General features: G+C 53.5%; 17 protein-coding genes and 1 pseudogene. 10 read left to right on the plus strand and 8 right to left on the minus strand.

The features are described 5' to 3' along the window. Positions 1–59: 59 nt before the first annotated feature. From ACK2JC_RS18230 to ACK2JC_RS18240, 3 genes are all read right to left on the minus strand, one after another. Positions 60–1,748 (minus strand): VanW family protein, encoded by a 1,689-nt coding sequence (locus ACK2JC_RS18230; RefSeq protein ID WP_320935989.1) that lies wholly within the window; start codon positions 1,746–1,748, stop codon positions 60–62. 486 nt (positions 1,749–2,234) lie between these two features. Next, positions 2,235–2,603, minus strand: coding sequence for a YkvA family protein (locus ACK2JC_RS18235; RefSeq protein ID WP_320935988.1), 369 nt, complete (start codon positions 2,601–2,603; stop codon positions 2,235–2,237). A 22-nt stretch (positions 2,604–2,625) separates the two neighbouring features. Beyond that, complete coding sequence (locus tag ACK2JC_RS18240; RefSeq protein WP_166434354.1) at positions 2,626–2,796, minus strand: hypothetical protein; 171 nt, start codon at positions 2,794–2,796, stop codon at positions 2,626–2,628. A gap of 512 nt (positions 2,797–3,308) precedes the next feature. On the opposite strand from ACK2JC_RS18240, the gene ACK2JC_RS18245 reads away from it, so the two are divergent. The 3 genes from ACK2JC_RS18245 (at position 3,309) to ACK2JC_RS18255 (ending at position 6,303) form a co-directional block, all read left to right on the plus strand. Next, the gene (locus tag ACK2JC_RS18245) at positions 3,309–4,979 is read left to right on the plus strand and encodes a putative manganese-dependent inorganic diphosphatase (RefSeq protein WP_092361485.1); all 1,671 of its coding nucleotides are present in this window, start codon (positions 3,309–3,311) and stop codon (positions 4,977–4,979) included. A gap of 119 nt (positions 4,980–5,098) precedes the next feature. Continuing rightward, positions 5,099–5,788, plus strand: coding sequence for a flavin reductase family protein (locus tag ACK2JC_RS18250; RefSeq protein WP_276948126.1), 690 nt, complete (start codon positions 5,099–5,101; stop codon positions 5,786–5,788). Continuing rightward, positions 5,785–6,303, plus strand: coding sequence for a shikimate kinase (locus ACK2JC_RS18255; RefSeq protein ID WP_024736210.1), 519 nt, complete (start codon positions 5,785–5,787; stop codon positions 6,301–6,303). The genes ACK2JC_RS18250 and ACK2JC_RS18255 overlap by 4 nt, the downstream gene beginning before the upstream one ends. Before the next feature lie 273 nt (positions 6,304–6,576). Here the strand turns inward: ACK2JC_RS18255 and ACK2JC_RS18260 are convergent, their stop codons facing one another. From ACK2JC_RS18260 to ACK2JC_RS18270, 3 genes are all read right to left on the minus strand, one after another. Continuing rightward, on the minus strand, positions 6,577–7,230 hold the full coding sequence (locus tag ACK2JC_RS18260) for a hypothetical protein (protein WP_368272087.1): 654 nt from the start codon (positions 7,228–7,230) through the stop codon (positions 6,577–6,579). Then, a complete protein-coding gene (locus ACK2JC_RS18265; RefSeq protein ID WP_368272086.1) occupies positions 7,220–10,039 on the minus strand; it encodes a transglycosylase domain-containing protein in 2,820 nt (939 codons plus the stop codon). Before ACK2JC_RS18265 ends, ACK2JC_RS18260 begins: the two co-directional genes overlap by 11 nt. Before the next feature lie 150 nt (positions 10,040–10,189). Next, on the minus strand, positions 10,190–10,807 hold the full coding sequence (locus ACK2JC_RS18270) for a TetR/AcrR family transcriptional regulator (protein ID WP_092361475.1): 618 nt from the start codon (positions 10,805–10,807) through the stop codon (positions 10,190–10,192). A 183-nt stretch (positions 10,808–10,990) separates the two neighbouring features. Between ACK2JC_RS18270 and ACK2JC_RS18275 the strand changes: the two genes are divergently transcribed. The 3 genes from ACK2JC_RS18275 to ACK2JC_RS18285 all read left to right on the plus strand — a co-directional run bounded on the left by ACK2JC_RS18275 (position 10,991) and on the right by ACK2JC_RS18285 (position 13,362). Further along, positions 10,991–11,308 carry an SCP2 sterol-binding domain-containing protein gene (locus ACK2JC_RS18275; RefSeq protein ID WP_368272085.1) on the plus strand — a complete coding sequence of 106 codons (318 nt, stop codon included), beginning with the start codon at positions 10,991–10,993 and terminating at the stop codon, positions 11,306–11,308. A gap of 117 nt (positions 11,309–11,425) precedes the next feature. After that, entirely contained in the window at positions 11,426–12,283 is an 858-nt protein-coding gene (locus ACK2JC_RS18280) for an alpha/beta hydrolase (RefSeq protein WP_368272084.1), read from the plus strand. A 431-nt stretch (positions 12,284–12,714) separates the two neighbouring features. Next, positions 12,715–13,362, plus strand: coding sequence for an endonuclease III (locus ACK2JC_RS18285; protein ID WP_320936011.1), 648 nt, complete (start codon positions 12,715–12,717; stop codon positions 13,360–13,362). A gap of 90 nt (positions 13,363–13,452) precedes the next feature. Here ACK2JC_RS18285 and ACK2JC_RS18290 read toward each other — a convergent pair whose 3' ends face one another. Next, positions 13,453–14,337, minus strand: coding sequence for a hypothetical protein (locus tag ACK2JC_RS18290; RefSeq protein ID WP_368272083.1), 885 nt, complete (start codon positions 14,335–14,337; stop codon positions 13,453–13,455). 442 nt (positions 14,338–14,779) lie between these two features. On the opposite strand from ACK2JC_RS18290, the gene ACK2JC_RS18295 reads away from it, so the two are divergent. From ACK2JC_RS18295 to ACK2JC_RS18305, 3 genes are read left to right on the plus strand one after another with little or no spacing between them, the layout of a single operon-like run. Then, positions 14,780–15,094, plus strand: a complete 315-nt coding sequence (locus tag ACK2JC_RS18295; protein ID WP_024736194.1) for a PTS fructose transporter subunit IIB — start codon at positions 14,780–14,782, stop codon at positions 15,092–15,094. A 13-nt stretch (positions 15,095–15,107) separates the two neighbouring features. Beyond that, positions 15,108–16,211, plus strand: coding sequence for a fructose-specific PTS transporter subunit EIIC (locus ACK2JC_RS18300; RefSeq protein ID WP_368272082.1), 1,104 nt, complete (start codon positions 15,108–15,110; stop codon positions 16,209–16,211). Further along, positions 16,195–17,388: a hypothetical protein gene (locus tag ACK2JC_RS18305; protein WP_368274758.1), complete on the plus strand. Its 1,194-nt coding sequence runs from the start codon at positions 16,195–16,197 to the stop codon at positions 17,386–17,388. The genes ACK2JC_RS18300 and ACK2JC_RS18305 overlap by 17 nt, the downstream gene beginning before the upstream one ends. 232 nt (positions 17,389–17,620) lie before the next feature. Here the strand turns inward: ACK2JC_RS18305 and ACK2JC_RS18310 are convergent. Next, a pseudogene (locus ACK2JC_RS18310) lies at positions 17,621–18,998 on the minus strand (transposase). A gap of 120 nt (positions 18,999–19,118) precedes the next feature. Between ACK2JC_RS18310 and ACK2JC_RS18315 the strand changes: the two are divergent. After that, a complete protein-coding gene (locus ACK2JC_RS18315) occupies positions 19,119–20,570 on the plus strand; it encodes a glycoside hydrolase family 38 C-terminal domain-containing protein (protein WP_368274806.1) in 1,452 nt (483 codons plus the stop codon).

The following is a 20,570-nucleotide window of genomic DNA, read 5'->3' on the forward strand; positions in this document are numbered from 1 at the left end:
GGTGGATTCTCCTTTTCAATGTTTGTCTTGAATGGTGATTTCTGGGGTATTTACGGATTTTATGGACTGGTTGGTGTTGTGGACACCGGCCCGGACTGTGTTTGGTCCGGTGTGACAGTTGGGAGGGCGCTTTGCGTGTCACTGGGGGGCTCACCCTGGGCCCCAACCGTCGGCACGCTCTGGGGCGAATCCGGTGACTCACCCTGAACTCCCTCCTGGGTCCCATCTGGCGCTTCTACCGATGTCCCCTCCTGCGGCGCAACGGGAGTCCCGGCGGGAGTCTCAGCCGGCGCAGCAGGAGCTGTTGGCGCCGCTGTTTCGCCGGGAACCGTGGTATTCTGTTGGATCACACCGGCTTTGGGGCGGTAGTTGCTGTTGTGCAGAGGCGTTTCCTGGATCACCTCGCCGTTTTTGGTCACGACGCGGAAGCTTTTCCAGCTGGCCCCCGGTTTAGGGGCTTCCACCTGCTGCTGGGTGCCATAGGGGAGGTTGGGATTTTCCTCAAGCACCTGATCCGGGGCGGGCGTTTCGCCTACCTGCTCGGAGCGGATGGAGACCTTGACCCCGTCCTCCAGGACCGGAAGGCCCACGATGGATATTTTCAGCAGGTTGTCCTGAAAATTGGCGCGCAGGGCGATGGAGGTCGTGTTGGTATTCACAAATTTCAGATCGGGACCGGCGTAGCCGTCGAAGCTGACCATGGCATCCTGCCCGGGCTCCACATAGCTGGGGGCGAAGCTGTGGGAATTGCGCTCCGTGGTCATGAAGCCGGAGGTGATGATGGCGTGGTACAGGGTGGTGGAGACCTGGCAGACGCCGCCGCCCGGCTCCTCAATCAGCACGCCGTTCTTGTAGGCTCCGGCCGGCTGATAGCCCTTCTCACTGGTGCGGTTTCCGGTGGCCAGGTTGAAGGAAAATTCCTCTCCGGCCTTCAGAATCCGTCCGTCAATGGCGTCCACGGCCAGTTGGATGTTCTGGTTGCGGTTTTTGTTGTTGGTCGTCTTGGTGGTGAAGGTGCCGATCACCTGGTATTGTTCCTTGGCCTGAGCCTGGGTGCGCTCCGGCGGGATAATGGTCAGGGACGGGGAAATGGAGGCGGTGTAGGAACCGGAATTCACGGCAGCCAACACATCGGCAGCCAGCTGACCCCGGTCCAGCTTAAGCCCGCTGACTTCCTTGCTATACTGGTACTTGCCGGTTTCGCGGTCGTAGGATACCAGCTGGGAATTCTCCGGAGAGCGATCGAAATGGCCGGCAAATTCGTCCGCCGCTTCCCGGATTCTCCCCTCCACGGCTTCCAGGTCAAAGGTGTAATTCTCGGCCGAGGACTGACCGGCGGCGTAAATTTCATCCAAAATCCGCCTGATCTCCGGTTCCAGCGGGTTCGGGAAGGGCAGGCGGTCGTTCTCCCAGACCACGGACACGTCCCAGGAAAATGCCTCGGTCAGCTTCTTTTCAGCTGCGCTGCGGTCCAGGCCGGTGAGATCCACGCCCTGGACCGTGACGGCGGGTGCGGCCGGAAGGGAGGAAGATTCCATCGGGGCGTCCGGAGCGTAGGCGGCGGACGCGGAGGGCTGTTTGGTTTCCCTTCTGTCCTTTCCGAAAACGGTCCACGCCGCGAAGGTCAGGACAGGCACGAGTACGGCAAGGGAGAGTACGAAGCCTCGTGAGAGGGCGGCGGCTTGCAGCCGGTTCATATGGCTGCGCTTTCTGCGGGATCTGAAGCGGTTGCTGCGAATTCTGGTCATCTATGCGGGTTCCTTTCTGAAAACTAAAGTGGATATCTGTAATTATAAATTATACAGTTCATACTGTAACAATACCAGATACAGTTAATTCTGTCAAGTATTTTCTTTTATAACATAAGTTTATCCTCTTCCAGTCAGGGAAAACATGGAAATAACCTGTTTTTTTTGCATTTTTACAGAATTTCCACAGACTGTTCCTGCATTTTTCGCCTGCAGGACATTAAAATGGCGTTATAGAAAATGGAAGGAGTGATCCGATGAGGGGAGGGACGTTGGTACTGGCCGGGCTGGGAGAAGGGGAGCGTCTGCCGGTGATGGATTAACATGAGGTGTATGTGCCGTGTTAGCAGGAAAAATACGGCGGATGACCGGTTGAAGGTAACCGGTCATCCGCCGTTTAGGGAGCATGGCTCCGGGATGTGTCGGGTAAATGGCAACGCGGCCATAAATCCGGCATGTTTAGACTCGGAAATGGACCTGCGGCATTTACCCGCAGACTGCCTGAACGCCCAGCCACAGAATCAGCAGCCAGATCAGCCAGATTGGGATTGCAAAATACCATTTTTTCGGCTTCCCATTCTCCCACAAATGCTCCGACCGCGCGCGGTTTCGCTCCCAGACCTCTCCCGGAATCAATTTCACGGTCAACGCGATCAGCGCGGGCAATAGGATCAGATCGTCCAGGTACCCGAGAACCGGAATAAAATCGGGTATCAGATCGACGGGGGACAGGGCGTAGCATACGGTAATACCGGCCAGTACCTTTGCTGAAATGGGCGTGTCCTTATCCTTCAGGGCCAGAAATACGGCGGGAATATCGCGCTTTAAGCTTTGGGCGCGTTCTTTCAGAGTCATGGGGATTACCTCTCATGCGGTTTTATTTTGATCCGATCCAATAACATCCGGCTGCAATGATCCCTGACATGAACTCCAGTGTCTTTACCAGTCCGTCATAAGCCGGCATTTGGGTAACGAGGCCTGCGCCCAAATAAACAACTGCGAATATTACTGCGGAGATAACCGCTCTCTTAAGTGTCTGATTCATCATCCGTTCCCTCCATATTATAAGGATTCTTCCTCCGGACGGGGCTCCCGGGAGCAGCCCCGTCCGCCTGCATCTGTTCCCTAAGTTTAGTATTGAGAACAGAAAATGTCAATGCCCGGAAACGTGAGAAAATTTTTTTACCACAACGGCAGTTTTTGTGATAACATAGGAGAATAGATAAATACTGTATACAATGAACAAAATATATGAGCACATCAACAAACCGCACGTTTGCCGGGAAGCGGCCGTGTTTGTCCTGTCTGGTGGCGGTTGAAAAAATGCCGCCGGTTTGGTATACTGGAGCGGAGGATGAAAGATCCCACAGACATGAGGAGACCCCGGCGATTTCTCGACCGGGGCAATTATGAAAAATCTATGTGCAATTTCACTATTAAACATATTTTTTTGTATTTCGTTTCTATACAAATAGTATAAAAAATAAATGTGAACGAAATGTGAACCCTATGTAAACAGATTATGAAAAGTAAAATTTAGAGAAATAGAAGGAGAGAAGGATGGGACAGGAATTGAAACGAAAGACGACGGTCATCGGTCATCGGAATCCGGACACGGATTCGATCTGCTCGGCCATCTGTTATGCCAATCTGAAGCGGCTTGTGACCGGCGACGAGTATATTCCGGGCCGGGCCGGACATGTGAACGGAGAAACCCAGTTTGTGCTGGATTACTTTGGCGTGGAGCAGCCCAAGCTGGTGGAGGACGTGAGAACCCAGGTAAAGGACATCGAGATCCGCAAGACCAAAGGCGTGGCGGGCAGCATTTCCCTGAAAATGGCCTGGAAGATCATGCAGGAGAACAATGTGGTGACCATCCCTTCCGTTCGTGAGGACGGGGCGCTGGAGGGCCTGATCACGGTGGGCGACATCACCAAAACGTACATGAACATCTATGACAGCAGCATTTTGTCCAAGGCCAATACCCAGTATTCCAATATCATCGAAACGCTGGAGGCGGATCTGATCGTGGGAGATGAGAACGCCTACTTTGACCGGGGGAAGGTGCTGGTGGCTGCGGCAAACCCGGATTTGATGGAGTTTTACATTGAACCCCACGATCTGGTGATTCTTGGAAACCGCTACGAGTCCCAGCTGTGCGCCATTGAGATGGGCGCGGACTGTATTATCGTGTGCGAGGGCGCGGGCGTTTCCAGGACCATTAAGAAGATTGCACAGGACCGCGGCACTACGGTGATCGCTACCACCTACGACACGTACACGGTGGCACGTCTAATCAACCAGAGCATGCCCATCAGTTATTTCATGACCAGGGAGCACCTGATCACATTTGACAGCGACGATTACATTGACGAGATCAAAGAGGTGATGGCCAGCAAGCGGCACCGGGATTTCCCGATTCTGGACAAAAACGGCTGCTACCTGGGTATGATTTCCCGCCGGAACCTGCTGGGCGCCAAGGGCAAGCAGGTGATTCTGGTGGATCACAATGAGAAGAACCAGGCCGTGGCCGGGGTGGAGGGCGCGGAGATTCTGGAGATCATCGACCACCACCGTCTGGGTACGGTTCAGACCATGGCGCCGGTATTTTTCCGTAACCAGCCGCTGGGCTGCACGGCCACCATTATTTATCAGATGTACCGGGAAGCGGGCGTGGAGATCGAGCAGAAGATTGCCGGCCTGCTGTGCAGCGCCATCATTTCCGATACGCTACTGTTCCGTTCTCCCACCTGTACTTCCGTGGACGAGCGGGCGGCCAGGGAACTGGCTCAGATCGCGGGTCTGGACATTGAGAAGTACGCGGTGCAGATGTTCTCCGCGGGCAGCAACTTAAAGGACAAGGGCGACGAGGAGATCTTTTACCAGGATTTCAAGCGTTTTACCTCCGGCAAGGTGACCTTTGCGGTGGGCCAGATCACGTCCCTGGACGAGAACGAGTTAAAGGCGTTAAAGCCGCGGATGCTGGCGTACATGCAGCGGTCCCACGAGACGGATAACCTGAACATGATCTTTTTCATGCTGACCAATATCCTGACGGAGTCCACGGAGCTTCTGTGCGTGGGCCAGGGCGCGGTGCAGCTGGCGGCCAAGGCGTTCCACCTGGACCAGGATGAGGAGACGGAGAAATCTGAGCCGGTGGTCAGCCTGCCGGGCGTGGTGTCCCGCAAGAAGCAGTTGATTCCGGAGCTTATGCTGGCGGAGCAGATGTAGGGGGAACGCGGGCAGAACGACGGAACAATTAAACGGAATTTAAGGCGTATTCATGACAGGAGCCAAACGGCGGAAGCCGTCATGACAGCCGTCTGTGTTAGAAAGAAAGGCATCTGAAAATGGACAATCAAAATAAACGTAAGCCCGAGGTATCCACCCCCGGAAAGATTTCATGGAAGCCCGGCAATATGCTCTATCCCCTTCCGGTGGTGATGGTCAGCTGCGGGCGGGAGGGCGAAACGCCCAATATTATTACCGTGGCCTGGGCGGGCACGGTGTGTTCGGACCCGGCCATGGTCTCCATTTCCGTGCGCAAGGAGCGATTTTCCCACAAGATCATCAAGGACACGGGGGAGTTTGTAATAAATCTGGTGAACAAGCCCCTGGTGCGGGCCACGGATTACTGCGGCGTGAAGTCCGGCCGCGACGTGGATAAATTTAAGGAAATGAAGCTGACGCCGCTTCCGTCCCAGCATGTGAAAGCCCCGGGGATCGGGGAAAGCCCGGTGAACCTGGAGTGCCGGGTGGTGGACGTGAAGGAGCTGGGAAGCCACGATATGTTCATTGCCAAGGTGATGGGCGTGACGGTGGACGAACGTTACATGAACGACAAGGGGAAATTCAATCTGAATGCCTCGGGCTTGGTGACCTACTCCCACGGCGAATATTTTGAGCTGGGAAAACGCCTGGGCAGCTTCGGTTATTCCGTGAAGCGGCCGGCGAAAAAGCGCGGACCCGGAAACCGGGGAGCAAAAACCTCAGGCGCTTCCGGCGGCGCAGGGAAAAAGAGCAGGAGGACAAAAGGATGAAATCAAATATTACCATGATCGGCATGCCCTCGTCGGGTAAGAGCACCATCGGCGTGCTGCTGGCCAAGCGGCTGGGTTATTCCTTTGTGGATGTGGACATTGTGATTCAGGAGAAGGAAGGACGCCTTTTGAAGGAGATTATTTCCACCGAGGGTATGGACGGCTTCCTGGCGGTGGAGAACCGTGTAAACGCCGGGCTGGACGTGAAAAAGTCGGTAATTGCCCCCGGCGGAAGCGTGATTTATGGCGCAGAAGCTATGGAGCACCTGAAAGAGATCAGCGAGGTGGTTTACCTCAAGATGAGTTATGAGGAGATGGAAAAACGCATCGGAAACGTGGTGGACCGCGGCGTAGCGTTAAAGGACGGTATGACGCTGCGCGACCTGTACAATGAGCGGGTGCCGTATTATGAGAAATACGCGGACATCGTGATCGACGAGGAGGGTATGACGCCGGGCGATACGGTGGACGCGCTGCGGGAGATCCTGGAGGAGAAGATTCGCCTGGAGCAATAAGCGGATGGCCGGGGAGACGGCGCGGGATACTGGAAAATGGTTCCGGCGGTGGATTGGCGGCTGTGATCCATACATAGACAGAGAGACGCCCGCGGGGCAGGCATTGAATGAACATGCACTGCGCCCGCGGGCGTCCTTTTGTTTGAATGCAATGGGCCGCCGGCGATTGTTTGAATGCAATGGACCGGCTGCGCTGCCGATAGGAGATTGCTGTGTGCCGTAAGCTGCAAAAGCTGCGGGCAGTGAACGTTCCCGGAACCGCCTGACTCAAGTTTACAGCATCTCCATGTAGGCCAGCAGTTCGTCCAGAATTCCCAGCCCCACATACACGGCCAGGCCCAGGATGATCAGGGCCACCAGCAGAAATACCAGTTTGTAGAGCAGGTAGGCCCGTGCGAAATCTTTCAACTGAGTATTTTTCCTGCCAAATGCTTTTACCAGCAGGTAAATCCATCCGATGACCGGTATATTCATATACATGAAGGTCAAAAACCATTTGCGGGGCGGTATGCGGTAGTCCGCCGGCAGCTGGGACGAGGGGGAACCGACGGGAGTTTCATCACCATCATAAGTCTCATCGCCTGGCGTATTGACGCCCAAAGCCTCATCGTCCGCCGCCTCGTCTTGCGTCTCAGCCTCACAAACCGGTTCATGTCCGGTGCCAGGCTTTGTGGGATTTGCTGTGGAACACAATTCAAACGCCGAATCTTCTGTGTTTCCGTTTTCCGGCAGCGCATTCTCTATTCCTGCGCCTACCTGATCCGTGTCAACCGCCATCGCGTTCTCTCCCCCGGCGACCTCCTTATCCCCCGCGACCTTCCCTTCATCCCTCCACGCCGCGCTCCCGCCTCCGCCGTTCCTGCGGCGGCGCCGGGAGCGGATCTCAGGGTTATTGTTTTTCTGTCTGTTTATTCGGTCATCCCTCATCGCTTCCTCTGCCTCCCGGTCCATAAAATTCCATGTTGTTCCACTTGAACTGTTCGTGGCTTAAGGTGGATTGCAGGCGCTTTTGCTGGGCCTGTACTTCCTGCTGGGCTTGGCTCTCCTCGGCGGCCTTTTTTGCGGCCTCATCGTCCAGCTTTTTCTGCCATTCCTGAGCGGTAGGCAGGGTGGAGATTCGGTTGATCGCTGCATCCAGGCGGTTGGAAAGTTCCTGCTGCTGTGGATCGCCCGCCACAAGGGGCAGTTTGCCGATGGCGTCCTGCACCAGCTGCTGGGCGTCGGGTTTCTGGTATTCCAGTTCCTCCACCGCGGCCAGTGCTTGCAGGAATTCATTCTTGCGGGTCTGCTTCTCCAGCTCTTCCCGCCGTTTCTCGGCGTCCTTCTCCGCCTGCTCCTGGGCCTTGGCGGCGTCCACCGCCCGCTGTTTCTCGTACATGATGATGGTGTCGCTCATCCCGAAGATAATGGTCTCAAACTCGTCATATTTGGTCTCGGTCCGCTCCAGCAGCCTGGCCCGCAGGTCGCCGTCGTCCAGCAGAGGCAGCTTGGTGGTGATATTCTTGTAACGCGTTTTCACATCGTATGTATCTTCCACGGTCTGTATGGTCTTGGCCTCAAATTCATTTACCATGGTGTTCAACTCGTCGGTCAGCTTCTGCTGTTCCTTGTCGTGGAGACTCTGCTCTGCCCGCAGCTGCGCCGTGGTGCTGAAGTAATCCTCCACGCCTGTCTTTTCATCGGCCCGCAGCTCCACAGTCTCCGGCTGCTCCCAATCCAGGGGCGGCAGGTCCGTGTGGATTTTGTCCATAATATTTTTCCAGATTTTACCGGCATAGGTGCTGCCGTACACGCCGGGCATATCCCGGGGGATTTCGTAGCCAACCCACACCGCAGTGGTGTAATAGCGGGTGTAGCCGCAGAACCAGGTGTCGCGGCTTGCGTTGGTGGTGCCGGTTTTTCCGGCGGCCGGCATGTCGTTTGCCAGGGAAAGGCCGCGGCCGGTGCCGTAGGGGGAGGTCATGGTCCCCTTCAGAATATCCGTCAGCATGAACACCGAATCCTCCCGGTAGACCTGTTTGGTGGCCGGAGTCATGTCCTTTGTCAGATTTCCGTCGTGTTCATGTTCGATGCGCACAATGCAGGTGCGGTCATTGTAAATGCCGTTGTTGGCAAGGGTGCTGTAGCCCTTGGCCATGTCCACCACCCGGACCCCGTAGGTGAAGCCGCCGATGCTCAGGGAGGGCACGTCATTGTCCACATAGGAGAGCTTTTGAAACTCCATTTCCCCCAAATAATTCAGGCCGTAATTGATCCCGATGTCGTCCAGAATCTGCCAGGCCACGGTGTTCAGGCTGCGGTTTAACGCCTCGCGGACCGTCACTGGTCCGTAGTAGCTGCCGCCGCTGTTGGAGGGGCCGTCCTCCCATTTGTGGTCGTCCACAATCCGGGTGGGATAGTATTCGCCGGTGTCAAAGGCCGGGCCGTAGTCGATTAAGGGTTTGATGGTGCTTCCCGGCTGACGGGCGCTCAAATAGGCTCGATTAAACTGGTCCTCGCTGCCGCGTCCGCCCACAATGGCCACCACATAGTTGGTGCGGTTGTCCACGATCACGCCCGCGCCCTGGAGGGCGTATTTGCCGTTGTCCTGTAATTCCGTGTAGGAGGCAAGGCCGTCATCCACGGATGCCTGAAGCTCCGCCTGAAGGCTGCTGTCTAAGGAGGTGTAAATCTTGAAACCTCCGGCCCGGATCAGATCGGACTTTTCACTGTAAGCGGCCTGGTATTTTTCCAGGTAGGCGTTGTAATCAGCCTTGTCCGCATAGGTGTACTGGAATGGAAAATGGTCCAGCTTCATCAGTTCCAGGGCCGCGCAGTGGATGGCGTAGCTGCTCTGGTAATTCTCATCCGTGCCCTCAGTCTGGGACTGCACGATGGTGAAGGGCGCGTTTATAGCGGCCTGGTAGTCCTCGTCCGAGAGCTCGCCGATCTCATTCATGCTCTTTAACACGTCGTTGCGCTTTTCCCTGGACGCCTGGGGGTGGGCCACCGGGTCGTAGGCGGAGGGGCTGTTGCTGATGCCCGCCAGGGTGGCCGCCTCGTAGACGGTCAGATCCTCCGCGTCCTTGCCGAAATAATACCGGCTGGCCGCCTGGACACCGTAGCAGCGGTGGCCGTAGAAGTTGGTGTTGCAGTAGAACTCCATGATGTCCGCCTTGGAGTATTTTTTCTCGATCTCCGGGGCCAGCAGAATCTCCACAATTTTTCGGGTAAAGGTCTGCTCCTGGGTCAGATAGGTGTTTTTAATCACCTGCTGGGTGATGGTGCTGCCGCCCTGGGTCACCCTTCCGCCGTGCTTGACCAGAGCCAGTCCGGCCCGGAAGGTGGCGATCCAGTCCACCCCGGTGTGGCTCTTGAAACGCCGGTCCTCCTGGGCGATGTAGGCATTTTGCAGGTTCAGGCTGATGTGCCCGATGTCCACGTACTCGTAGTGCCCTGCGTTGATCAGGCCGATTTGATTACCGTCCTTATCGTAGATCAGGGTGTCAGAGAGCATGGAAAAATCCTGACGGCTCATCTGAGCCAGCTTGTCATAAGCCATTTCACGGCACTGGTCCAGCTCCGGTTTTACCTTGACGTACAGAACGGTGGCAGTAATCACGGCGCAGATTAATCCCACGGTGAGCAGGGTTAGAAGCGCGCGCAGAAGCCATCCCAGAATTCCCAGGATGCTGATAAAGAGATGCCAAAGTCCCGTTACGGCGCGGACCAGGATACGCTTTAAAATCTCAATCATTTCCGTTTAATCCTCCGCAATTCGGGCATGCTGGGAAAATCTTCCTGCATGCCGGGTTATAGCTATTATAAGACAAGATGTGGGAATTGAATAGTGAAAAATTGCTGGACGGTCCATCGAACCGGCGCAGAACCTGGCGAAAATCAGGATTTACGGCCTGCTGGTGAGAAAATCCAGCAGATGGGGGTCGATGCCCATGCTCTTTTCCTGCATCGCCGCGAAGGCCTCCAGCAGCCGGCGGATTTCCCCTTCCGAGGATGGGGCCAGGTGGTTGTCCAGGGTGACGGTGAGCACGATCAGCACGATCTGGGCGGTTTCCTCCGGATAATCGCAGCAGATGGAGCCCTCGCCGATGCCCTGGCGGATGATATCGGCCAGGATGGGCTTCAGCCGGGAGATCAGGATGCGGATAAAGCGCTGGTGAATCAGCGCGCTCTGCTGCATCTCGTTGAAGGTGGCGCTCTGCTCCTGGCGTTTCAACTCCGAGGAGGACTCCAGGCAGGCGTGGAAAATAATCTCCAGTTTCTGGAAGGCATTCATCCCCCCGGAGGCTGCCAGCGCGCGGGCCTTCTCGATGGCCCTGGAATAGGAACGCTCGATAACGGCCTCGATGATATCATTTTTTGAAGAAAAATAGTAGTAAATACTTCCTTTTCCGATGCCCGCCTTTTGGGCAATATCACTGACTGAGATGGCCTGGGCTGAAGAACCGTTCATCAGCTCCTGCATGGCATCCAGGATGATCTCGCGTTTGGTATGATTTTGCATAAAAAATGCTCCCTTTTCCTTGAAAACTAGCCCCAGTATAACAGATATCGCGGGAAAAGACCACACTTGACTGGCGGTCGAAAACGTGATAATGTGATTTGGTACTTATTCGACCAATGGTCGAAAAACGCGGTCAAGGCAGCTGGCGCACCGTTGCGGTGGCAAGCAGGGAGGAATTGGATCATGACATTTCAGGAATTATTTGAACAGGTGAAGATGGAATTCAGGAAGGCGGATGTCAGCGGTGTGAAGGAGCATTTGGCGTTCCAGTTCAACATTACCGGCGAGGCAGCAGGTTCATTTTACGCGGAGGTGAGGGAGGGGGAGCTCTATGTGGAGCCCTATGAGTATCACGACCGGGACGCTGCATTTACCTGTTCGGCGGATACGCTTCTCAAACTGGCGGACCGGAAAATGGACCCGGTGGCCGCATTTACCCTGGGCAGGCTTAAGGTGGACGGAGATATCGGAAAAGCGCTGATGCTGCAGAAGTTCCTGTAGGGCGGCGCACAGGCGGGAGAGGAGAATGACCATGGGAATTGGAAATGGATCGCAGGAGCAGCCGCGGCGGGTACGGCGGCGGAATACGGTTTTGCCGGATGTTTTTTCCATCGGACGATGGTGCGGACCAATGCTGTCCGCCAGCGGACCAGGGACGTGTCGGGAACCGACTGGGGCCGGTACATATCTGAAATTCAGGAGCGCAAGGAGTGGGTGAAGCGGCAGCCCCACAAGGATGTGTTCATCGAATCGGAGGATCACCTGCTGCTCCACGCCACCTATTTCCCGGGCAGCTGCTCCGATCGGGCGGTGATCTGTTTTCACAGCTATGCCAGCGAGGGACTTACCGATTTCTCTTCCTTAGCCCGGTTTTATCTGGAAATGGGGTACCGCCTGCTGGTGGTGGACGAGCGGGCTCACGGGCGGAGCGAGGGCATCTATTTCGGGTTCGGCTGTCTGGACCGCCTGGACGCGGTACTCTGGATCCGGGAAATGATCCGGCGTATGGGCCAGGACTGCCGTCTGGTGCTCCACGGCATTTCCATGGGCGGGGCCACGGCGCTGATGACCGCCGGCCTGGATTTGCCGCCCCAGGTAAAGGCCGTGATTTCGGACTGCGCATTCACCTCAGCCTGGGAGGTATTTTCCTCCGTGCTGCACAAGCAGTACCACATGCCGGCATTTCCGGTGATACAGATCGCGGACCGGATGACCCGCAAGAGCGCGGGGTACGGCCTGGACGAGTGCAACGCCAGGGAGGAAGTGAAAAAGGCCGGGGTACCGGTGCTGTTCATCCACGGGGAGGCGGACGCCTTTGCGCCCTGCTCTATGGCGTACGAGCTGTACGCTGCCTGCCGGTCGCCCAAGGAACTGCTGGTGATCCCGGGAGCCGGACACGCGGAAGCCTATTACAAGGACGCAGAGCGGTATGAGCGCGCGGTGAGGGCGTTTTTACGCCGGAGAAATTTAGATTGAACGGGATCAAAGCGGTTGGAATAACTCTTTTGCAGGGGGGATTCCAGCCGCTTTTTAAATTGGGGCGCGAATGAATGTTAAAACACTTAGTGAGGTATTCCACGAACTTAGAGTTTATGGTATAATAAGGAAACGGTGTCCCTTATCGTCAACCTGCGGTTGACGACAAAGTATAATAAGGAAACGGTGCCCCTTATCGCCAACCTGTGGTTGACGACAAAGTATAATAAGGAAACGGTGTCCCTTATCGCCAACCTGCGGTTGACGACAAAGTATAATCAAGGGAATATACTGATATCTATATGAAACGACACGTCCCGCTGCCGGTCTGTAAACGGCGGCAGGATAAAATAGAGCGGGCCTGGCGGGCGGCCCGGGCGCAGATTGGCGCCAAACGCCGCAAAACGAAAGAGATAAGGCGGGAGACGGCGATGACGAAAGAGAAACTTGCGAAGGAGATTGTAAACCGGTTGAAAAAGGAGTATCCGGACGTGGGCTGCACGCTGGATTACGACCAGGCCTGGAAGCTGCTTGTCAGCGTGCGCCTGGCGGCCCAGTGCACGGACGCCCGTGTAAATGTGGTGGTCCAGGACCTGTATGCAGAATACCCGGATGTAAATGCGCTGGCGGACGCTCCGGTAGAGGAGATTGAGCGGATCGTGAAGCCCTGCGGTCTGGGACACAGCAAGGCTAAGGATATAAGCGGCTGTATGAAGATTCTCCGGGACCAGTACGGCGGCAAGGTGCCGGACGATTTCGACGCCCTTTTGAAGCTTCCGGGGGTAGGGCGCAAGAGCGCCAATCTGATCATCGGGGACGTGTTCGGCAAGCCCGCCATTGTGACGGACACCCACTGCATCCGCCTGGTGAACCGCATGGGCCTGGTGGACGGAATCAAGGAGCCTAAGAAGGTGGAAATGGCCCTGTGGAAGCTGATCCCCGGCGAGGAGAGCAATGACTTCTGCCACCGCCTGGTGTTCCACGGCCGGGATGTGTGCACGGCGCGGACAAAACCCCACTGTGAGCGGTGCTGTCTGAAGGATGTATGCGCGAAGGTTGGGGTGGAGCAGGAACTATAAGAAAATTAAGATGCGGTCAGAAGTGCTGCCACAGCTCATATCAATGAGTGCGGCAGCATTTTTAATTTGAATGTAATGGGCCGCGGGCTCTTACCAGTCGCACTGGGGGAAAAGCCCAAATTCCCGGAACAGCTGCTCCTGATATTCCGGGTCGGTGGCGGACCGGATGAGGTCCTCGGTTCTGCCGGCTTCTGCCAGACGGGCGATCAGGAGATTGACCCGCTCCTGGCCCTGGGCAGCACCCTCTTCAAAGCTGATCTTTTTCTCACTTTTGATGTGAAGCTCTTCATTGTATTCGGACAAGATCATTTCCCTCACCTCCTCACGATGTTTTAACAAAAAGCCTTTTAATATATTGTTCCCGATGCATTCTTTCACCGCCTGATCCACCGCATTTTCCAGGGGAAGATTCTGCCTCAGATGGCTGCGGATGGCGTTAATCAGGTAGGCGTACTCGTACAGCTTGTGACATTTCTCCATCAGATCCGAATTGTGGCCGTAATTGATATTGTATACCGTGGCGACGCACTCCAGGCAGGGCGTCTTTTCGGAGGGGAGAAACGCGTCGGAAAGCCGCAGCTCCATCTGATCCGGCTGAGTTTTCGTCCCGTTGTAAAAGACGATGAACTGCGGCGCAGGGAGTTTTAAGAGCTGCTTGGAGAAAAGATCCATCTCATGTTCCGCCACAAAAGCCTGATAGAGACGGCTAAGGTAGAAGAAACCGCGCAGCGGCATGTTAGGGTTCCAGGAACTCTGGGCCTCATAGAGGTTGAGATACTGGCCGATGAGAAACGAAATGTCGTTTTTCATCCCCATATACAGGACATCGCCGATGGTTGTGACGATCAGGTCGTCCGGATTCTGGTAGTTGGAATGATTAATGGCATTGTAGCGGTCCAATAATTCCTTTTTCCCGCCGAAAATCATCCGAAATAAAGTGTCTTTGAATTTGGCATTGATGCGCACGGACACCATGTGCATTTCTCCTTTCATTGTACTATAAACGTTGTGTGGTTGTAAATGATTGTGGAATGATGATTTCGAAAAAGAATCAAGAACCACAGATTCCCGTAATGGGATAAAGATACGGCTGGCCGCGGGCGAACGCCCGGCGGAGCCGGTAAAGATAATGACAGGATAACACATGGGAGGGAAGTTGGCAACCTATAATTAAGACAGATTTTGTCGATAAGATACCTGTTCCAACTGATCGATAAAATGTGTGGTGAGCGGGCCGGTTTTTTGGAATTCAAGTCACTGCCCGGTGTCATTTATTAAGGCAAAAAAATGTCACCCCAAGGGCATTTTTTTCGTGTTTAAAATAATCCCATGTGCCGTTATACTTAAGATAATCCAAAATCGATGATGGGTGTAAACGTGAACGAAATTAAAAAACAAAAATCAGGGAGGTAACAGGATGAAGGGTAAGATTGTGGGCGTATGTGCGTGTCCGGTGGGGGTGGCCCATACTTATATGGCCGCTGATAAATTTACAGAGGTGGCGAAGAAAATGGGGTACAGTATCAAAATTGAAACGCAGGGGGCGTCCGGGATCGAGGATAAATTGACGCAGCAGGACCTGGAGGAAGCGGATTGGATTGTCCTGGCAAATGATATTGCGCTGCGGGAGCCGGAACGGTTCGAGGCGTATCAGGAAAAAACCATTCACACGACGATGGCTACGGTCCTGCACCACACAAAAGAGTTTATTTTGAGCAATCTTGAGAAATAGGGGGAAAACGGAGATGGGAGAAACGAAACGAACGACCTGGAGAGCGATACAACAGCATTTGATGACGGGAATCGGTTACATGATACCGGTTCTGATGGCGGCGTCCCTGGCAGGGGCTATAGCCTCTCTTTCGGCGGCTGTGCTGGGATGGGACATCGGCAGTGCAGAAGCGCTTGAAAGCGCGAACATGTTCCTTAAATTTTTGGCATGGGTCAAGCAGGTGGCGGCGCCACAATGCCAGAATCTTATGTACCCTGTATTTGGGGCCTACCTGGCCTACTCGATTGCGGACCGGCAGGCGCTGGCGATCGGATTCTTTGGCGGGTATCTGGCGTTAATCGGCCCGTCCGGGTTCGTGGGGGCGATTATCATCGGATTTGCGGCGGGCTTTTTCATGAAATGGCTGCAACAAGTGTGGAAACCGGGAAGGCAGTACCGGACGATCATGAATTTTTGCGCATACCCCATTGTGGGAGCGATCTTCGCTTTTACGCTGATGTTCTGGATCGTCAATCCGCTGGGCAGCTTTATCAATCAGACGATGCAGAATATCATCAACGCAGTTGGATTATACGGGGAGCTTCCGCTGGCTGCAATGATCTCCGGCATGATGGCGTTTGACTGTGGAGGTCCGGTCAATAAGGCGGCGTTTACAATCGCCTACTCCCTTGGCGCCACGGGATGGAATATGGTGCCCCTTACATATGGAGCCATGATCGCGCCGCTGGGCTTTGGAATCGGAGTCGCCATTGATAAGTTCATCATTAAGAAGAATATATTTGGCGAGGATTTGTCCGGCCAGGGATTTTCAGGATTTATCATGGGGCTGTTTAATGTAACGGAAGGCGCGCTGCCTCTGGTTCTGGACGATCCGGTTGCCATGATTCCGATTAACGTGATCGGGTCTGCCTTCGGAGCCGCTCTCAGCGTGTGGGTTGGAAATTATAATTACATCGGTCGCCCCGGAAATGTGCTCGGTTTCTTTTTGCAGGATAATCCCTTGTCATATATACTCTGCCTGTTCGCAGGGGCTGCGGTGGTGGGCGTGCTGACATGTTTCAGAAGAATGCAGCTGGCGAAAAAACGGGAATTAACGGAAGATGGAGCTGAGAGCTGAGGAAGGAATTAAAACCATGAGGTTTACGGTAATCCCCCATGTGCATTGGGACCGGGAGTGGTATTTTACCCAGCAGAAATCCACGTTGTACCTTCTGCACGATATGGACGAAGTGATTGACCAATTATGTCAAACAAATGATTTAAAATATTTTCTCTTTGACGCGCAGACATCCCTGATCGAAGATTATCTGGCCTTCCGCCCTGAGCGGGAGGGCCAGGTCAGGCGGCTGATCGGGGAAGGACGTCTTGTGACGGGGCCGTGGTATACGCAGACGGACCAGATGATCATTCACGGGGAGTCCATTGTGCGGAACCTGTTATACGGGACAAGGGAGGCAAAGGCGTTTGGGGGCTGCTTCTACGTTGGCTATGCGGTGGACTGCTTTGGTCAGGGCGCCCAGATGCCCCAGATTTATAAGGGCTTTGGCATTGACAAGGTTCTGTTTAAAAGAGGGATCGAGACTTCCCAAATTCCGTTTACGGAATTCGAGTGGCGCAGCGACGACGGGTCTCAGGTATTTGCCTACCACTGCGTGGACTATATGAATTTCCGCAACCCGTCCCCGGATGCCGAAGAGAATGCAGAGCGGCTGCGGGAAATCGCTGAAGCCTATGACAGCCGTTCTCTTTCCAAAGAAATCCTGCTGTTTAACGGATTCGACCAACATCCGGTCCGACGGGATATTCTGAATATAACAGCAAAATTAAATGAGAAGCTGGAGTCTGCGGTTCAGATCGGACGTGTGGAGGAGGTGTTTGACCGAATCAAAGAGAGACACACGCTTCCACGCTACACCGGCGAGTTGACCTGCGGGGAAACCAGCCGGGTGCATAAGTCGATTTATTCTTCGAGGGCAGATATTAAACGGGCGAACTCCAGGTGCGAGAATCAACTGATACGGAGTGCGGAACCGCTGCAGGCGATTTATTATGAGCTGACCGGCCGGGATGAGCGGATTTTTATGACGGGTCTCTGGAAGGAAATGATGAAAAACGCGGCGCATGATTCTATCGGCTGCTGCAACAGTGATCCGGTCAACCGCCAGATCATGCAGCGGTTTTCGGAAGTTATGGATTCTCTGACGGAATATGAGAATCTGACGCACCGTCTGATTGCAAATCAGATCCCCCAGGAACCGTTTTCGCTCCAGGTTTACAACTATCTGCCCTATTAGTTGATTGCGAAACAGGTATTCAATCCTGATTCCAAATAAGGAAGCCACTTTGCGAAGCAGGAGGACCTGAATAAGTGGGATGTATTCGGATAATGGCGCACATTCATAAGCCATACGTTTTATGGAGTTGGTAAGTCCTATGCAATTAAAGATTTTAACGTCCGTATGCATTCATGCTTATGAATCTTATCTGCGAGAACCACACCGATTAATTGTGTAATGCCTGCGAGGATTAGGTCGGCATGAAGTGTTTTCTCATTTTGGGTTTTACGTCCGGCCAGACAGAAGCAGTCTTTTAAGTGATTGATAGACCGCTCCACATAGGTTCTGGTTTTGTAGACCTTATTCCATTCGTCAGTCCCTCGCAGAATACCTGGATAGGCACGAAGATTTTTCTCTGGATAAATGTAAATCATTCTGCCACAGGAAGACGTGGTACATGGGTTGTCACATTTACAGAGCCGGTGATAGTTTCCAGAAGAAGGATCTTTTATCCAAACAACTTTGGGACAGACGAATTTGTATCGTGTGACGCCGCTTTTAAGCTTACAGGTTCCTTCGTATTTCATTGGAAGAGAGGGATCCTTTGGACAACAGGGAATCCCGTTTTCATCAATGGTATAGTCAAGGTTTTCAAGATGTGCCCTGGAGTTCAAAGGAATATAGGCTTTCTTGAAGTGCCTGCCATTACCAAAGGTATCCCCGGAAAGAAGTTCCTTGTACAGGCGGACCGAATCAAAGGCGGAGTCACCAAGGAAGGTGTCAGGCCGGATCAGAGGATGTGTAGCGAAAAAGTCCTGAAGAGTAGGAATCAAGAGCCTTGCGTCATGGACAGATTTGTCCTCATCAGGCGAATCGGATTTCTTAGAAATGGTAATTTCAGGATGCTTCTCAAAGAAAGCTTTGTTGTAGAAATCAATGTGCCGGATAATGCCGAGGCCATTAGTAACAATTCCTATCTTATAGGCGTAACAGAAATGCCCATCGATATAGAGCTGTTTGATCTCCGGATTGGCAGCTGAATGTGAGGGCATGGAAGCATAGGCAGCTTTATATGGATCATAAGAATCGTCAAAGCCTTTGGATTTTGCATACGCTTTTAGCTGTTTAATGATGCGGTTTGCGTATTTAGGATTGTTTTCAGTAACCCAAGCTTCTATACCAGAAGAATCGAAGATAGTCATACTGGCTTTGGAAGAGTCAATCGCCTGACAGATAGGTTCAGTGAGGTCAACAAGGCGTGAGAAAACATCTTCGAGTTCAGGAAGAAAATCCTGTTTGAAGCGGGTTATCTTAGAAGCATCGGGGACTTTGTCAAAGCCACAGAATTCTCTGAGATGTCTGGAATAATGAAGGAAAATAAGCAGTAACGAGTCAGTAGGAATAGAAAAAATACGTTGAATGATTAAGGCCCATAAAAGGGCGAACAAAGGGTATTTGCGGGTTCTGCCCGTTGATGCATAGAAACGCTTCCGGAAGGAAGCAGGGACAATTTCAATAAGGTCAATATGGGATTGGAGCAGTGACAGGAAAGCAGGTTTGTCAGATTCATAAATATCCTGGCAACATGAAAAAATATCTGCCAAAGAAAGCTGATTGTATGGTATCATATAGGTACAACTCCTTTCAGGTGGATATGGTTGATTGTTACTGGACATCTCAATTTTACCATAAACCTGTGAGGAGTTGTTTTATTTTGACAAAGAAAAAAGCCCGAATTTATGAGGGCTGTGGCGTTTCGCAAACGCCTATATCTGCCCTATGAGAGAGAGGAGGAGGCGCGTTTTGAACTGTTGTCCCCATATGAAGAATTCTCTCTGGCTGATCCGGAGGGGCGGTTGGTTCCGGTGCGTGTCCTGCGGCGGGAAGATGCGACGCAGAGGGTAAAAAAGGCGTTGGCATTCTCAAACGGCGTAAACGGGCGTTATGACAATTTCTGGGAGGATTGTGATCATATCTATGAATGTGAAGTCTCCTCAGTGCTGTCGGCTCCGGCCATGGGTTACGAAACGTATCGTGTTGTGGAGGCGAAAGCCCAGGACGCGCCCGGGAACGGGCTGGAAAATGATTCTATCAGAATCGATATTGAGGCGAACGGAAGCCTGTCCATTTTTGATAAAACCTGCAACAGGCAGTATTCCGGGATGCTGGTATTCGAGGATCAGGGGGATGCCGGAGACAGCTATGACTATTCATCGGTTCCGGGCGATACGGTACTCACCTCCGAATGGGCGCAGACCGGGAATCTCCGGGTTACCGGCAATACGGCCGGCTATGAGCTGGAAATGATGATTCCACGGAATCTGGAACAAAGAAGAGCCGGACAGATGGATCAGAGGATGAACATACGCGTGGAGCTGACGCTCCAACCCAATAAGCCGCAGTGTGATTTTAGAGTGAAGGTCAAAAATCCCGGCACGGACCATCGCCTGCGCGTGAAGTTCCCCATAGGGATCAAGAGCCGTTTTTCCTATGCGGATCAGACCTTTGGAATCATCGAGAGGCCGACCAGTCTGGAAACGGCGGAATGCTGGAGGGAAGAGGGCTGGACGGAGAAGCCCAGATGCATCGAACCTATGCAGTCGTACGTGTATCTGCGGGATGAGAAAACGGCGGTCGGCGTGATAGCGGACAGTGTAAAAGAGTATGAGATCGTGGGAGACGGATTTGACACGATTGCCTATACGCTGTTTCGAAGCTTCCCGAAGATGGGGCGGGCCAATCTGGAAGACAGACCGGGAAGAGCCAGCGGTAAGGAATGGGATACCCCGGATAACATGCTGATTGGGGAGATGGAGTATACATTTTCCCTGTGCTTTGCGGGCAATGGCCCCCAGGTTGCGCGTTATGGGGCCGAATACCTCACCCCGCTTAAGATCCATCAGGAAATCCGCTTCTGCGGCAGCTTCGACGAGTTTATTTTGGGAGCGATGGAGAAAAAACTTCCGGCTGTATATTCCTCGTTTTCTGTTGATGACCCTGACACCCAGATGAGTATTTACAAATTAGGGGAGGACCGCGGCACGATTCTTCGGTTATACCGGCTGGAAGACGGAAATGTGGACGTAAAAGCGCAAGCGGCTATGTACGAATGCCGGCTGGATGAAACGAACGATGAGAAGCTGGAACCATTGAAACTTTATAAAAAGAATCAGATTATCACAATCAGGATGGAGAAATAG

Source organism: Enterocloster lavalensis, from assembly GCF_046603895.1.
GTDB lineage: Bacteria > Bacillota > Clostridia > Lachnospirales > Lachnospiraceae > Enterocloster > Enterocloster lavalensis.

Coding starts and splice junctions, on each gene's coding strand:
- ACK2JC_RS18230 (WP_320935989.1), bottom strand. CDS start 1,748: ATGACCAGAATTCGCAGCAACCGCTTCAGATCCCGCAGAAAGCGCAGC.
- ACK2JC_RS18245 (WP_092361485.1), top strand. CDS start 3,309: ATGGGACAGGAATTGAAACGAAAGACGACGGTCATCGGTCATCGGAAT.
- ACK2JC_RS18260 (WP_368272087.1), bottom strand. CDS start 7,230: ATGAGGGATGACCGAATAAACAGACAGAAAAACAATAACCCTGAGATC.
- ACK2JC_RS18305 (WP_368274758.1), top strand. CDS start 16,195: ATGGAGCTGAGAGCTGAGGAAGGAATTAAAACCATGAGGTTTACGGTA.
- ACK2JC_RS18270 (WP_092361475.1), bottom strand. CDS start 10,807: ATGCAAAATCATACCAAACGCGAGATCATCCTGGATGCCATGCAGGAG.
- ACK2JC_RS18295 (WP_024736194.1), top strand. CDS start 14,780: ATGAAGGGTAAGATTGTGGGCGTATGTGCGTGTCCGGTGGGGGTGGCC.
- ACK2JC_RS18255 (WP_024736210.1), top strand. CDS start 5,785: ATGAAATCAAATATTACCATGATCGGCATGCCCTCGTCGGGTAAGAGC.
- ACK2JC_RS18265 (WP_368272086.1), bottom strand. CDS start 10,039: ATGATTGAGATTTTAAAGCGTATCCTGGTCCGCGCCGTAACGGGACTT.
- ACK2JC_RS18250 (WP_276948126.1), top strand. CDS start 5,099: ATGGACAATCAAAATAAACGTAAGCCCGAGGTATCCACCCCCGGAAAG.
- ACK2JC_RS18275 (WP_368272085.1), top strand. CDS start 10,991: ATGACATTTCAGGAATTATTTGAACAGGTGAAGATGGAATTCAGGAAG.
- ACK2JC_RS18300 (WP_368272082.1), top strand. CDS start 15,108: ATGGGAGAAACGAAACGAACGACCTGGAGAGCGATACAACAGCATTTG.
- ACK2JC_RS18240 (WP_166434354.1), bottom strand. CDS start 2,796: ATGATGAATCAGACACTTAAGAGAGCGGTTATCTCCGCAGTAATATTC.
- ACK2JC_RS18280 (WP_368272084.1), top strand. CDS start 11,426: ATGGTGCGGACCAATGCTGTCCGCCAGCGGACCAGGGACGTGTCGGGA.
- ACK2JC_RS18290 (WP_368272083.1), bottom strand. CDS start 14,337: ATGGTGTCCGTGCGCATCAATGCCAAATTCAAAGACACTTTATTTCGG.
- ACK2JC_RS18285 (WP_320936011.1), top strand. CDS start 12,715: ATGACGAAAGAGAAACTTGCGAAGGAGATTGTAAACCGGTTGAAAAAG.
- ACK2JC_RS18235 (WP_320935988.1), bottom strand. CDS start 2,603: ATGACTCTGAAAGAACGCGCCCAAAGCTTAAAGCGCGATATTCCCGCC.